The organism is Vibrio sp. S11_S32, assembly GCF_014694465.1.
Taxonomy (GTDB): Bacteria; Pseudomonadota; Gammaproteobacteria; order Enterobacterales; family Vibrionaceae; genus Vibrio; species Vibrio algicola.
Map to the genome: position 1 here is coordinate 1 of NZ_JAAUWS010000017.1, position 14,862 is coordinate 14,862.

At 43.7% G+C, this 14,862-nt stretch carries 10 protein-coding genes and 1 pseudogene; 3 read left to right on the forward strand and 8 right to left on the reverse strand.

The annotated features are described in order from the left end of the window. Window positions 1-126 precede the first annotated feature (126 nt). Window positions 127-564 (forward strand): annotated as a pseudogene (locus HC723_RS09970) (arsenic resistance protein); the annotation flags it as partial. 105 nt (window positions 565-669) lie between these two features. Here HC723_RS09970 and kdsB read toward each other — a convergent pair. Genes kdsB through HC723_RS09995 form a run of 5 tightly spaced genes read right to left on the reverse strand, consistent with a single transcriptional unit; the run spans window position 670 to window position 6,771 of the window. Continuing rightward, the gene (kdsB, locus tag HC723_RS09975; RefSeq protein WP_190338962.1) at window positions 670-1,422 is read right to left on the reverse strand and encodes a 3-deoxy-manno-octulosonate cytidylyltransferase; all 753 of its coding nucleotides are present in this window, start codon (window positions 1,420-1,422) and stop codon (window positions 670-672) included. Continuing rightward, window positions 1,422-1,601, reverse strand: a complete 180-nt coding sequence (locus tag HC723_RS09980) for a Trm112 family protein (protein ID WP_153447259.1) — start codon at window positions 1,599-1,601, stop codon at window positions 1,422-1,424. Before HC723_RS09980 ends, kdsB begins: the two co-directional genes overlap by 1 nt. Further along, window positions 1,591-2,589 (reverse strand): tetraacyldisaccharide 4'-kinase, encoded by a 999-nt coding sequence (lpxK, locus tag HC723_RS09985; RefSeq protein ID WP_190338963.1) that lies wholly within the window; start codon window positions 2,587-2,589, stop codon window positions 1,591-1,593. The genes HC723_RS09980 and lpxK overlap by 11 nt, the downstream gene beginning before the upstream one ends. Before the next feature lie 42 nt (window positions 2,590-2,631). Next, window positions 2,632-4,398: a lipid A ABC transporter ATP-binding protein/permease MsbA gene (msbA, locus tag HC723_RS09990; protein ID WP_153447261.1), complete on the reverse strand. Its 1,767-nt coding sequence runs from the start codon at window positions 4,396-4,398 to the stop codon at window positions 2,632-2,634. A gap of 30 nt (window positions 4,399-4,428) precedes the next feature. Continuing rightward, a complete protein-coding gene (locus tag HC723_RS09995; RefSeq protein ID WP_190338964.1) occupies window positions 4,429-6,771 on the reverse strand; it encodes a DNA internalization-related competence protein ComEC/Rec2 in 2,343 nt (780 codons plus the stop codon). An 8-nt stretch (window positions 6,772-6,779) separates the two neighbouring features. On the opposite strand from HC723_RS09995, the gene HC723_RS10000 reads away from it, so the two are divergent. Next, window positions 6,780-7,289, forward strand: a complete 510-nt coding sequence (locus HC723_RS10000) for a DUF2062 domain-containing protein (RefSeq protein WP_190338965.1) — start codon at window positions 6,780-6,782, stop codon at window positions 7,287-7,289. 301 nt (window positions 7,290-7,590) lie between these two features. Here the strand turns inward: HC723_RS10000 and lolE are convergent, their stop codons facing one another. The 3 genes from lolE to lolC form a co-directional block, all read right to left on the reverse strand. After that, a complete protein-coding gene (gene lolE, locus HC723_RS10005; RefSeq protein ID WP_194704530.1) occupies window positions 7,591-8,847 on the reverse strand; it encodes a lipoprotein-releasing ABC transporter permease subunit LolE in 1,257 nt (418 codons plus the stop codon). Between the two features lie 2 nt (window positions 8,848-8,849). After that, window positions 8,850-9,623 (reverse strand): lipoprotein-releasing ABC transporter ATP-binding protein LolD, encoded by a 774-nt coding sequence (gene lolD / locus HC723_RS10010; RefSeq protein WP_153447265.1) that lies wholly within the window; start codon window positions 9,621-9,623, stop codon window positions 8,850-8,852. Window positions 9,624-9,690: 67 nt separating this feature from the next. Further along, complete coding sequence (lolC, locus tag HC723_RS10015; protein WP_190338966.1) at window positions 9,691-10,902, reverse strand: lipoprotein-releasing ABC transporter permease subunit LolC; 1,212 nt, start codon at window positions 10,900-10,902, stop codon at window positions 9,691-9,693. A 420-nt stretch (window positions 10,903-11,322) separates the two neighbouring features. Here lolC and mfd point away from each other — a divergent pair, with 420 nt between their 5' ends. Continuing rightward, on the forward strand, window positions 11,323-14,829 hold the full coding sequence (gene mfd, locus HC723_RS10020; RefSeq protein ID WP_190338967.1) for a transcription-repair coupling factor: 3,507 nt from the start codon (window positions 11,323-11,325) through the stop codon (window positions 14,827-14,829). Window positions 14,830-14,862 lie beyond the last annotated feature (33 nt).

Below are 14,862 nucleotides of genomic sequence, written 5' to 3' on the forward strand. Positions count from 1 at the left end.
ATTATATAACTTCCAGTTTTTGGTCTTATAACGAGGTTTTGGCATGAATATCGATGGTTTAGTGGGGAGTAAACGATCTGATCGTCAGTTTCACATTTAGTTCCATCGAATTACGCAACAAAGCCCCGTAAATGGCTTGTCGCCGCGAAAGGAGAACAATGGTATACCCAAGTATTTATTCCGCGCATTTCACCCATTACGCTTATTGCGTTGCTGGCGACCATCGTATTGATGTTTAGCCTAAAAGGCGAAATGATGTTTGAATTACCAATGGATGTGGTTTTAATTGCGATTCCGTTGACGATTTATTTTGTAGTGATGTTCTTTAGCAGTTTCTTTATTGGTAAAAAGCTCGGTATCGATTTTGATAAAAATGCCTCTATCGCCTATACCGCGACCGGTAATAACTTTGAATTGGCCATTGCGGTATCGATTGCCGTGTTTGGGATTAATTCTGACCAAGCATTTGCGGGTGTAATTGGACCACTAATTGAAGTCCCAGTACTGATCTTCTTGGTTAACATGGTATTGAAAATGAAGCAAAACTACCGCGTAAATAAATAATAGCAACACAAAAAAGCTCAGTTCTTATCTTCTTTCAACGAGAAAGAGAATACAGAACTGAGCTTTTTTATTGCTTAAATACCGTACAACAACGAGCGCTCACACTTACCTTTGTGCAATGATCTGTCGTACCACTTCCAAATCTTCTGGAGTATCAACCCCTGCTGCTGGCGCTTCTTTTGCCACTGCAACATGAATTTTCTCACCATACCAAAGAACGCGCAGTTGCTCTAATGATTCAATCTGTTCAAGCGCACTTGGCTGCCAACCAATGTAAGTATTAATAAAGCCAGCACGATAAGCGTAAATTCCGATATGGCGCATTAATGGATGGACAATCGTTTTAGGCTCGGTTGCCCACGCATCACGATCCCACGGAATAGAGGCGCGGCTAAAATACAAAGCATAACCATTTTGATCGGTCACCACTTTAACTGCATTGGGGTTAAACACTTCACTTTCATGATCAATTTCAACCGCTAATGTCGCCATTGGCGCAATGCTGTTGGCTAAATTATGCGCAACCTGCTTAATAATGCTTGGCGGGATCAAAGGTTCGTCACCTTGCACATTGACGATAATATGATCATCGGCAATCGCCATTTTTTCGATCACTTCGGCTAAACGTTCCGTGCCGGATTGATGATCGGGCGAGGTCATACACACTTCACCACCAAAACTCTCCACCACCGATTTAATCCGTGCATCATCAGTTGCCACAATCACACGCTCAGCGCCAGATTGCATTGCCTGATCGTACACCCATTGCACCATAGGTTTTCCGCCAATATCGGCTAGAGGCTTACCCGGCAAGCGCGAAGATTGATAGCGAGAAGGAATAACAACCGTAAAAGACATTATCGACCCTCGTCCATTCCCATCTTACGAGCTTCCACTTCAAGCATCATAGGAATGCCATCTTTAATCGGGTAAGCAAGACGATCAAACTTACAAATCAGTTCTTGTTTCTCTTTATCCAGTACCACTTTGCCTTTACACACAGGGCACGCCACAATCTCAAGTAATCTATGATCCATAACCGCTTTTTACCTTAATAATTTTTTGAATAATATATTGTTTGTTCTGGTCGCTGATCTTGGCAGACACCGGCAAGTACCACCAATTATCTTGGGCAAACTGGTGACATTTTACCGCATCTTTTTCAGTCATAATGAGGTGATCGCCTTGTTTTGCCAGTGCATCAAGTTCAGCTTGTTCGAAATCTTGATGGTCGGCAAAACCTTGGGTCTTGATCACCGCAGCGTTAAGCTCGCTCAGGGTATTAAAAAATCGAGGAGGATGACCAATACCAGCAAAAGCAACCAAACGCGTTAAGTCACTGACCGATTTTTTATCACCGGTTTTTAAATTGATGGCCATGCTAGGTTGCAAACTCATTTCAATTTCTTGATTTTGCGCTTGACCACCATTCGTTATCAAAAAGTCCACTTGCGATAAACGCTCTAAGCCTTCGCGCAAAGGACCAAATGGGATAAATTGTTGATTGCCAAAACGTCTTTGACCATCAATAACAATAAATTCAATATCACGTTGCAAGGCATAATGCTGCAAACCATCATCGGTCACAATAATATCGACCCCTTGCGCTTCCAATGCTTGTACTGCTTGGCTGCGAATAGGATCGACCACCACCGCCACTCCCGTGCGACGCTTGATCAGTAAAGGCTCATCACCCGATTGTGCGGGAGTTGACTCTTGCTGCACCATAAAGGGATACTGCGGCGCTTTACCGCCATAACCACGTGACACCACGCCCGGTTTAAAGCCTAATTCGAGCAGCGTTTCCACCAGCCAAATCACAACCGGCGTTTTACCATTACCACCGGCGGTAATGTTTCCCACGACAATCACGGGCACTTTAGCGCGGTAACTGGCTTTCGCATTGGATTGATATTGCTGACGACGACGTTCGCTTATCCATTTAAATACACGACTTAATGGCCACAAAAGCGGTGACAACAGCCAACCCAGCCAATGGCGCTCAAACCAAATTTTTTCGATCATCTTATGCGCCATCCATTCGCTAAATTGCCAAGCCGGCGTTTATTATTCACCAAATTGAATACGGTGTAATTGAGCATAAGCACCATTTTTTTCAATCAATTGCGCATGATCACCACGTTCAATAATTTCACCTTCATCCACCACTAAGATCTCATCAGCACTTTCAATGGTCGATAAACGGTGCGCGATCACCAATACCGTTTTATTCTTTTGCAGTTCATCCAGCGCAGCTTGAATCGCACGCTCGGACTCTGTATCCAGCGCAGAAGTCGCTTCATCTAAAATAAGCACAGGCGAGTCGCGCAATAACGCACGCGCAATGGCTAAACGTTGACGTTGACCACCAGAAAGGCTAACTCCATTTTCACCGATCATGGTATCAAAACCGTTATCCATCGCTTCGATAAATTCGGTTGCATGCGCTAGGGTTGCGGCATGCTTAATCTGCTCGATGCTGTATTGATCTTGCGCGGCATAAGCAATGTTATGAGCAATAGTGTCATTAAATAAATGCACATTTTGTGAAACCAAAGCAAACTGAGTGCGCAAATTAGACAAGGTATAATCACGCAATTCAGTATTATCTAAGAAAATTTCACCTTCATTGACATCATAAAAACGGGTAAATAAATTGGCGATGGTACTTTTACCCGAGCCCGAACGCCCCACCAATGCCACTGTTTTACCGGCGGGTAGATCAAAGCTGACATTACGCAGCGCCGGCGTGTCTTTGGTTGGGTAGCAGAACGTCACATCTTTAACTTTAATGTCACCCACCGCTTTTGGCTTTTCAAATTTACCGTTATCGACTTCTGCTTGCATCTCCATCAGACCAAATAAAGTCTGACAAGCTGCCATACCTTTTTGGAAATCAGACGTTACGTTGGTTAATGATTTTAATGGACGCATTAAGGCAAACATGGCCGAGAAGATCACAGAGAAAGTACCAGGAGTTAGCTGATCTTTAATCGAATCGATACTGGCAAGATATAACACCACGACGAGTGCAATAGAGGCAATCACTTGAATGATTGGGTTGGCGGCGGCTTGCGCTGACACCATTTTCATTGATTGCTGACGCATGTTGTTGCTGACTTTATCAAAACGTTCCTTTTCAACGCTTTGGCCGCCATAGCTTAAGACAACTTTATGGCCTTTTAACATTTGCTCGGCAGATGACGTCACGTTACCCATCATGTTCTGCATGTTTTTACTGATCTTACGAAAACGCTTCGAAACAATACCAATCGCCCACGCCACCACGGGCGCGACAGCAATTAATACTAGCGATAACTGCCAGCTGTTATAAAACATTAAGAACAACAAACCGATAATACTAGCACCTTCACGCACAATACTGACCAGTGCTTTACTGGTGGCCGAGGCGACTTGCTCAGAATCATAAGTAATGCGCGATAATAATGAACCGGTTGATTCTTTATCGAAATAGCTGACTGGCATTTGCATAAAATGATTAAACAATCTGCGACGCATTTGCATCACCACGTTGCCCGATACCCAACTTAAGCAATAAGTCGACACAAAGCCGCTCAAGCCACGCACAATCATCATGCCCATAACAATAAATGGTAGGATCTTTAAGAAATTGGAATCTGCTTTACCAAAACCCTCATCGAGCAGCGGTTTCAATAATGACACCATGTAAGTATCACTGGCGGCATTAATCACCAGTGCAATACTTGCCACAATCAAACCGGCTTTATAAATGCTGACCATCGGCCATAATTTTTTAAAGGTTTGGAAAGTCGTTTCATCGTTTTGTAATGGCGCGTCTTTTTTCTTAGTCATATCGGCTTATAATTTATTAGACAATTACTGTCATTCTAACCCCTTACGCACAATCTGCCTATACCAAGGCGAATATTGCTGCTGTCTTAATGAGCGAACAGACCAATTGTTGGCATTAAAACGCAAACTTATCTGTCCTTGCTCACCTGTATCGAGCCATTTTGCCGCGAGTTTTTGATATTGCTGCTTCACTAAAGCATTGGGTAAACCCCATTGATTATTGCGTGCCAAAGAGGCAATCGCGATCTCGGGATTCACTTGTTGCACAAAAGAAGCGGTTGACGACGTTTTACTGCCATGATGCGGTACAATCATTACGTCTGATTTTAATTTTGAATGCCAAGGATAGTGTTTTCTTGCCATGATCATTTCAGCAATCGCGTCGATATCTCCGGTTAATAACACGCTATATTGACCATCGGTTATTTGGATCACACAAGAATGAGGATTGTAGGCTCGATTCACTAAACGAGGTGGCCAAATCGCATTAAAAGTTAGGTCTTTCCACTGCCAAACTTCTCCTGCCACACAAGGTAAATATCCGGTTAATTGTTGACTACTTCGTTGCCATTTGGGTTGAAGTTGTTGCTCGATAATATCGCGTCCACCCGCATGATCGGAATCAAAATGACTGACAATAAAACCGTCTAATTGACTTATGCCTTGTTGTCGCAATATAGGAAGAATGACCGATTGTGCCATACTGCCGCCCTGCCATTTATTACCGGTATCATATAATAACCATTTATCTTGCTGACCAATCAAAATCGCCAGACCTTGTCCAACATCTAAGATTTCCACTTGCCATTTAGGGGCTGGCCGCGTCCCAAAGTAGGCGGCAACAAACAACACCATAAATACCACTGCGCTACGGTACCAACCACAATAGTGGCTCATCAGCAGAGACATCATCAAAATTAATGCGCCGTAAGCCCAGAGTTCTGATACCAGCAGCCAACTTCCTTGTACCCACTGCATTACCATTATTACCCACGACAGGCTCCAATCGGCCCATTGCCATAAGGATGTTCCCCACTGCAACGGCACGCCAACTTCGACTAAAGCACTCATCACTAGCGCCATAAAAATGAGCGGAACAGTACATAAACTGACCCAAGGTATGATCACAATATTAACCATTGGCGATACCCAACTAAAACCGCCAAAAATAAATATCGTGATCGCCATTAAACCAATAAATAAACCACATTGGAGCAGCGCGATATTGATCATTTTGACTGCCCATACATAGCGAGTACTCTGAGCTTTGAGCCAAAACCACGAACAGAGATAAATTACGATCACGGCGCTAAAAGACAACCAAAAACTGGCGAGTAAAACCGCAAAAGGTTGGATAATAAGAATGATGGCTAAAGAATACAGCAGCACTTGCCATAACGACCAATGTGCGTGTAAGAAATGACGTAATAAAAAACATAAACCAAAAATAAAAGCTCGCTCGGTTGGCAATGAAAAACCGGCTAAATAGGCATAACTGCCAGCGCAACAAATTGCAAAAAGGTAAGGAATAGACGCCGCTAAACGATCAAAGCGGCTCAACATCAGCATGATACTCATCACTCGCTTGCCGAGCCACCAGCCAATAAAAAATGCCAGCCCGATATGCAAACCTGAGATCGCCATTAAATGGGATAAACCGCTATCTCTTAACCATTGCCAATCTTGCGCAGACATTAACGAGCGATCACCAAAACTTAATGCTAATAAATAAGGCTGACTCGCCAAATCTGTAATCATTGATTTCACACGTTTATGCAGCGTATTACGCAGTGATCCGCTATCTTTAAGCCGCTTATTTTCGGCGTGACTCGCATCCACAACCGCTTTGGCATGCCAACCATTCGCAACGTAATACTGTTCACTATCAAAGCCCGCTTGATTTAAACGTCCTATAATAGGTTTAACCTTTAGTTTAAATTGCCACTGCTCTCCAAGCTGTGGACTCGAATTAATCATTAAACTGGTAGGAGTTTGCGGTAAAAATACGTTAATCTTAGGCGATGACCACCACGCGAGTTGTTGCTGATTAATTTGCTCGACACGAAGAATTAGCCTGCCACCATGTTCTTGTGGTTTAAAAAAGTCGGTAATCTGACCTTTTATGCTAATATTCTCACCGCTTTGAAACAGTGTGTGTGTCATTAAACTAAAGTAATTTGCTTGCAGTACCACAATCAAGCAACCGAGAATGATGCCACGCCCCCACTTAAACGAGTGGACGAGGCTGATAATGATAAAAAGAAACACAATAGGCACTAGCCAGAATCCTGTCGGCATCCATGGCCACAACGCGCCACTTGCGACAGTGAGAATAAAACAGAGCCAATTCCAATTGCGATTAATATGAGCCATCCTGACTTATGCCAAAAAAATTAATTAAACGTTTCATGCCCGATCATGAAACGATCAAACGCCAAAAAGCCTTAAAGATATTTGGTAATGTATTGTATAACCCAAACTTATGGTGTTTGAATCGTCGCTCCGCTGCCGGTGCGTTTGCGGTTGGACTGTTTATTGCTTTTGTCCCTTTGCCAAGCCAAATGATCATGGCTGCCGGCGCTGCTATTATGTGTGGGGTTAATCTGCCACTCTCGGTCGCTTTAGTTTGGATCAGTAATCCGCTGACTATGCCGATATTATTTTATTTTGCTTATCGAGTTGGCACTTGGATCATCCACACCCCGCCGCAAAGTTTTCATTTTGAATTATCGTGGAGCTTTTTTGTTGAACAAATCCACACTATTGGGCCGCCGTTATTACTAGGTTGTTTTGTTTGTGGCGCGGTATTGTCATGTGTTGGTTACTTCGGCATTAAAGGCTTATGGCGTTATTCGGTGGTGCGCAGTTGGCAAAAGCGACGTTTACGCTAACTCGATACCCACACGCATGTATACCGCAATCCAACATCCGATATCAGTGTAGTCTGCCGCTCAACAATAAATTGAAAACATAAAAAAAGTGCTATCCAGTTAACGTTCTTAATGAACCAAACTGATAGCACTCTTTTTTTTGAGACAAAGACGGAACTAAGTCATTCCAATTCCATTTAATATTTGATCAATTTGAATACGCTGTCCCATCCTTGGGCGCTTGATAAAGCACGTCCATGGCCTTTGATACTTTTCTGCGTATCCTGCCTTAATAGATCATTGCATCTTGGAATTGTTATCACTATTTCGCACTCAGCACTGTCGCAGGATTAAGATTACTGGCGCGCGAAGCGGGATACCAAGTCGCTAATAAACTTAATGTTATCGCGGTGCCGGAAACCAACATCACATCTGACCACACTACCTGTGATGGTAAGAAATCGATAAAATAGATATCACCCGATAAGAACTGATGGCCAAGTAAGCTTTCTAAGCCTTTGATCAATGGCGTTAAGTTCAATGCCACCAATACCCCAAACACACTGCCAACAATACTGCCCAACACGCCAGATAACACGCCATACCAAATAAAGATCCGCTTTATCAAACCGTCACTGGCACCCATGGTGCGCAAAATCGCAATATCCGAAGCGCGATCTTTAACAGCCATCATCAAGGTTGAGACAATATTAAAACTCGCCACCCCAATCACTAACACCATCACCAGATACATAATACTGCGCACCATTAAAATATCGTGATGCAAAAAGCCGTATTTTTCTTTCCAGCTTTTTAAATAAGCGTAAACCGGCAGTTGACTACCTACTTGGCGCACAATGGTATCAGCGTTAAAGACATCATCAACTTTTAACGACACACCCGTGACACCGTCACCTATTTTCATGTATTGCTGACCATCTTGTAACGGCACCATCACCAAACCATGGTCAATTTGTCCACCCAGGTTGAGTAATCCTGCCACGGTGAGACGAACTCTTTTAGGCGTGCTTAATTGAGCCACACTGCCGCCTCTTTGCTGAACATGAGTGGGCGGGATCAACACTGAAACCGAATCCCCCACTTTCACTTTAAGTTGATCGGCAACACCTTTGCCTAAAATGATTTGCTTTTGATCTGGGCGAAAGTTTTGCCATGCATTGCCTTCAACATAGCGAGACAGTTGAGATACTGCGCGCTCATAATCGGCATCTACTGCACGCACTTCTACCGCTTTTAATTTACTTCCACGCTCAACTAACGCCGTAAAACGCACATAAGGCGCGGCGGCTTTTACTTGTTTATTTTTAGTGGCAATGTTGACCACCTGCTGCCAATCCTCGATAGGACCTCGCACTCCTTCAATTTCAGCTTGAGGGATCACCGACAATACTCGATTTTCTAATTCGCGCTCAAAGCCATTCATGGCCGATAAACCAATGATGATCACGGCAACGCCAACTGCAATGCCTAAGGTTGACGACAATGAGATGAATGACACTAACTTATTACGCTCTTTAGCGCGGCTAAATTTTCGGCCAATAAAAAGAGATAACAACATGGTTATTCACCTACCGTAGTCGAAACGAGATCGCTTACAGCACTATTCCTTGCTGCATTATTGATTGGAGAGTGCCAATCTAAAATGCCATCTTGCATGGTAAATTGTTTGTCCATTTTTTGCGCCAGATCGTTATCATGAGTCACCACCAAAAACGCAGTGCCAAAATCTTGATTTAACTGGCGCATCAAATCGTAAATGCCCAAGGCAGTATTTTGATCTAGGTTACCGGTTGGTTCATCCGCCAACACCAAATCTGGTTTATTAACTAACGCACGCGCTATCGCCACACGTTGTCTTTCCCCACCCGATAACTCTGAAGGTCGATGTTCTAATCGATGAGCTAAGCCGACTTTTTCTAATACTTCGGTGGCCATCTGTTTCGCTTGCACCGGTTTAATGCCACCAATCAATAAAGGCATCGACACATTTTCCAGCGCGGTAAAATCGGCGAGCAAATGGTGGAACTGATACACAAAACCAATATGCTGATTGCGTAACTTAGCTTGTTTGTTGGCAGAAAGGCGGAGTAAAGATTGATCTAATAAGGTCACATCGCCTTGGCTTGCGTTGTCTAACGCGCCTAAGATATGCAATAAAGTACTTTTTCCCGAGCCCGATGACCCGACAATTGCCAAGAAATCGGCTTGATGAATTTCAAGACTCACACCTTTAAGCACTTCAGTCTCAAGGCTACCTTCTTTGTAGGTTTTGCAGATATTACTGCAACTTAACAAAGGACTGCTTAATAAAGGGCTACTGACTAACGGTTTCATAATGACTACTCTATTTTTTAACAGCTACTTAAACTCAGCAGCATGACGATAAGTATCGACAAGGTTTTTATTCGTAACGTAACGCTTCAGCCGGTTTGACTGACGCCGCGCGATAAGAAGGAAATAAGGTGGCTAACAAACTCAGCATGATCGCCATAAAGATCACCAGTCCAATTTGCATCGGTTCGATAACGACGGGCAGCTGCATGCCACCGCCAAAGAGAGATAAACCGACCGTGTTCATCACTTGATTGAGGTGTGACGCCAATAGCGTACCAAGAGCGCCGCCAACCAACGCGCCGATCACACCGCTGCTCGCCCCTTGCACCATAAAAATGGCGAGAATTTTATGATTAGTCATGCCTTGTGTTTTTAGGATCGCGACTTCAGATTGCTTCTCCATCACCACCATGATCAAGGCTGAGATAATGTTAAATGCTGCCACTGCGATGATCAGCCCTAACATTAAACCCATCATATTTTTTTCCATTCTCACCGCTTGAAATAATTCTCCGCGCTGCTCGCGCCAATCAGACCAATGCCAACCAGTCGGTAACGGTTTTTGGGCTAAATCTGACACAATAAACGGGTCATCAAAAAATAAGCGCCAGCCTGAAATAGTATTAGGAGAATAACGCAGCAAACGGCCTGCATCTTCAATATTGGTCACCATCAACATCGCATCGACATCAGAGCCGGTATTAAAAATTCCTGCCACGGTAAAGTTACGTTGGCTCGGTATACGGCCTAACGGGGTAAATTGACTGGCTTCAGTGACCATCAAGCGGACTTTATCGCCCAAAGTAACATTTAAGGTTCTGGCTAGGGTATGACCGAGAAAAACGCGATAAGTACCCGATTGCAATTCTGAGATCTGCCCCATCATCATGCGCTCGGCGATCGGATCGGATGACTTAGGTTCAATCCCAACCATCAATCCCGCACTTAAACGCGAAGCACTTTGAATAATCGCTTCACTGCGCACCACTGGCGAGATCTGTTCAACATTGGGGATTTTGCTTAAAAATGCGGGCGGTTTCTGGGAATCAAACTGGGTTTTACCATCGGCTTGACTCACCACTGCTTGTGGTAATACGCCAAGGATTTTTTGTTTTAACTGCCCTTCAAAGCCATTCATAACCGACAAGACCGTGACTAAAGACAACACGCCGATAGAAATCCCAGCGGTGGACATATAAGACACAAAACGGCTGAATTTATCACCGGAACGACCTCGTAAATAACGTAACCCAATAAAGGCCGAGACAGGATGAAACATGAGAAAAGATCCTACAAACAAGAAAGAAAACAAAGAATAACGATTGTGACATGGATTTACCAATATTCGATAACTCAAACGTCACTTTTTGGTCATTTTGAATGTTTTATTGTCAATTAAGCGTATTTGATGCATTTCGATTGGCCGATAACCAAATGATTGAGAAGAGATTAACCAGACAACGATGAAAGGTAAAAAGGTGGCGAAAGCACAAAGTGGCCACTTCTGCTATTGCTATTGCCACTTCAACTAAACTTGGCAAGAAAATAACCTCAATTTGTTGGATATACTTGATTAGTTATGCCACATGACGATAATCAAATGATTATTCAAGCCAGATATTTATTCTGGTTCGACCTAAATCAAAAAAGCCCAATCAAAATTATGACTAAGACTTCGTCAAACTCTGCTATTGGCTCCATGGCTTTAGTAAATATCCCAATGCCAACCAAAGCGGGAGATAAAAAACACCTAGGCCAATTGGTCGGTGGCGCGCTGGCATTATCCATCGCCAAATACACTCAACAGCATTCAGGCGTCACCTTATTAGCGGTTCCCGATCACCAAATGGCGATCAAACTGCAACACGAAGTCGGCCAATTTACTCAACAATCGGTGTCGCTATTTCCTGATTGGGAAACCTTGCCATACGATAATTTCTCGCCACACCAAGATATTATTTCCGATCGTATTGCTCAACTGTATCAATTGCCAACTCAGCAACAAGGCTTATTGATCATCCCAATTAGTACCCTATTGCAACGCCAATCTCCGCAAGAATATTTGCTACAAAGTACCTTAATGGTCAAAAATGGCGATTTATATTCGCTAGAAAAGCTGCGCCTTCAATTAGAAAAGTCTGGTTATCGTCATGTGGATCAGGTCTTTGGTCCGGGCGAATATGCCCATCGTGGTTCGATCATCGATTTATTCCCAATGGGTTGTGATAACCCTTATCGGATTGATTTTTTCGATGATGAGATCGACAGCATTCGCACCTTCGATGCCGAATCACAGCGCACCATTGAAGATATTAATGAGATCCGTTTACTGCCCGCGCATGAATTTCCAACCACAGAAAGCGCAATTGAAGATTTCCGTATTCGCTGGCGTCAACGTTTTGAAGCTCGTCGTGAACCTGAATCTGTCTATATGCAGGTATCAAAAGCGACTTGGCCTGGTGGTATTGAGTACTGGCAGCCTTTGTTTTTTGATCACACTGACTCCCTATTCGACTATCTGCCCGATAATACCTTATTGCTGACTATCGGTGATTTGGAAGCGCAGATCGATACCTTTTTGACCGATGTCGATTATCGCTATGATCAACGCAAAGTCGACCCATTACGTCCATTACTTGAACCGCATGAGTTATGGCTGAAAAAAGATGAGCTATTTGGCCATTTCAAAGCCATGCCGCAAGTCACGCTGAGCATTGAAGCGTTGCAAGAAAAAACCGGACGGGTGAATGCCAGTGTCAGCGCCCTGCCGAATTTACATGCACAACATCAGTTAAAAGAGCCGTTAGCAGAGCTGCGTAAATTTTTAGAGCATTATTTGTCTGAAAATAACGATTTATCACAAAACGCCACTGCAAAAGTGATTTTTTCGGTCGAATCGGAAGGTCGTCGCGAAGCGTTAAACGAGCTACTGAAAAGTAGTAAAGTTCTCCCGAAAGCCGCCAAATCACTCGAAGATGCTTTGACTAATAAAGACACCTATTGTTTAGTATTAGGCTCGACCGAACACGGTTTTATTCATCAATCCAGCGATGCTAGGCTGCCAAACTTTGCCTTTATTTGTGAAAGCGACGTATTAGGCGATCGGGTGATTCAACGCCGTAAAAAAGATCGTAAAGCGGTCAATAGCGATACCGTGATCCGCCATTTGGCTGAACTAAAATCAGGCCAACCAGTGGTGCATCTTGATCATGGTATTGGCCGTTATATTGGGCTGCAAACCCTTGAAGCCGGCGGGATGTTGACAGAATACGTCACCTTAGAATATTTAAACAATGCCAAGTTGTACGTGCCCGTTTCATCGCTTAATTTGATCAGCCGTTACTCTGGCGGCGCAGAAGAAACCGCCCCATTGCATAAATTAGGCAGTGACGCGTGGAACAAAGCCCGTACACGCGCCGCTGAAAAAGTACGTGATGTTGCCGCCGAACTATTGGATATTTACGCCAAACGAGAAATCAAAAAAGGCTTTAAATTTCTTCAAGACCGCGAACAATACGCCAACTTTAAAGCCACCTTCCCGTTTGATGAAACCGATGATCAAGATATGGCGATTAACGCCGTCTTGTCGGATATGTGCCAAGCTAAAGCTATGGACCGACTGGTGTGTGGCGATGTAGGTTTTGGTAAAACAGAAGTTGCCATGCGCGCCACATTCCTTGCGGTTGACAACAACAAACAAGTGGCGGTATTAGTTCCGACCACCTTGTTAGCACAGCAGCATTTTGAAAACTTCCGTGACCGCTTTGCCAATCTCCCAGTACGAGTGGAAGTGTTATCACGCTTTAAATCAGCCAAAGAGCAAAAGCAGATCTTAGCGGATCTGGCTGAAGGCAAAGTCGACATTATCATCGGCACGCATAAACTGCTGCAAGATGATATCAAGTTTGGTGATTTAGGTTTATTAGTAGTGGATGAAGAGCATCGCTTTGGGGTGCGTCAAAAAGAAAAAATGAAAGCAATGCGCGCCGATGTCGATATTTTGACCTTAACCGCCACCCCAATTCCAAGAACCTTAAATATGGCTATGAGCGGTATGCGTGATCTGTCCATCATCGCCACCCCGCCAGCTCGTCGTTTAGCGATTAAAACTTTTGTTCGTCAAAATGATGACGCGGTGATCCGTGAGGCGGTTCTACGCGAAGTCATGCGTGGTGGCCAAGTGTATTTCTTACACAATCAAGTGGATACCATAGATAAAGTGGCCGAAGATCTGGCCAAATTGATCCCTGAAGCGCGTGTGACTACCGCTCATGGGCAAATGCGAGAGCGTGAACTAGAAGGCATAATGAATGATTTCTACCATCAGCGTTTTAATCTCTTAGTCTGTACCACCATCATTGAAACCGGTATCGATGTCCCAACCGCCAACACCATCATTATGGATCGGGCCGATAAACTGGGCCTTGCTCAATTGCATCAACTCCGTGGTCGTGTCGGTCGTTCTCATCATCAAGCCTACGCTTATTTACTCACCCCTCATCCTAAAGCATTAAGCAAAGATGCGGTGAAGCGTTTGGATGCGATTGCTTCTCTTGAAGATCTTGGGGCAGGCTTTACTTTGGCCACACACGATCTGGAAATTCGTGGCGCGGGTGAATTATTGGGTGACGATCAAAGTGGTCAAATTCAATCGGTGGGTTTTTCTTTGTATATGGAAATGCTCGAACAAGCGGTCGAAGCCTTAAAACAAGGCAAAGAATTGTCATTAGATGAACTTTTACGCCAACAAACTGAGGTAGAATTGCGCCTACCAGCTTTACTGCCCGATGATTATATTCCTGACATCAATACGCGTTTATCCATGTATAAGCGTATTGCCAGTGTGAACAACGAAAATGAATTGGCTGAAATGAAAGTAGAACTGATTGACCGTTTTGGTACACTACCCGATGCGGCGAAAAATTTACTGGTGATCGGCGAAATGAAATTGCAAGCCGCGCAGATAAAAGCGAAAAAAATTGAAGGTCATGAAAAAGGCGGTTACATCGAGTTTTCACCAACTGCGGATATTAACCCACTATTTTTGGTCAAATTGCTGCAATCCGAACCCAAAAAATATGGTATGGAAGGCCCCACAAAGTTCAAGTTTACTGTACCATTAGCAGATAGACGTGACCGTATCGCTTTTATAAATGATTTATTAATGCAGTTTAAGCAAAACCAACTGCCTAAAGCACAAAAATAAACAATAATTATTAAATTAACAAAGATACTCTTA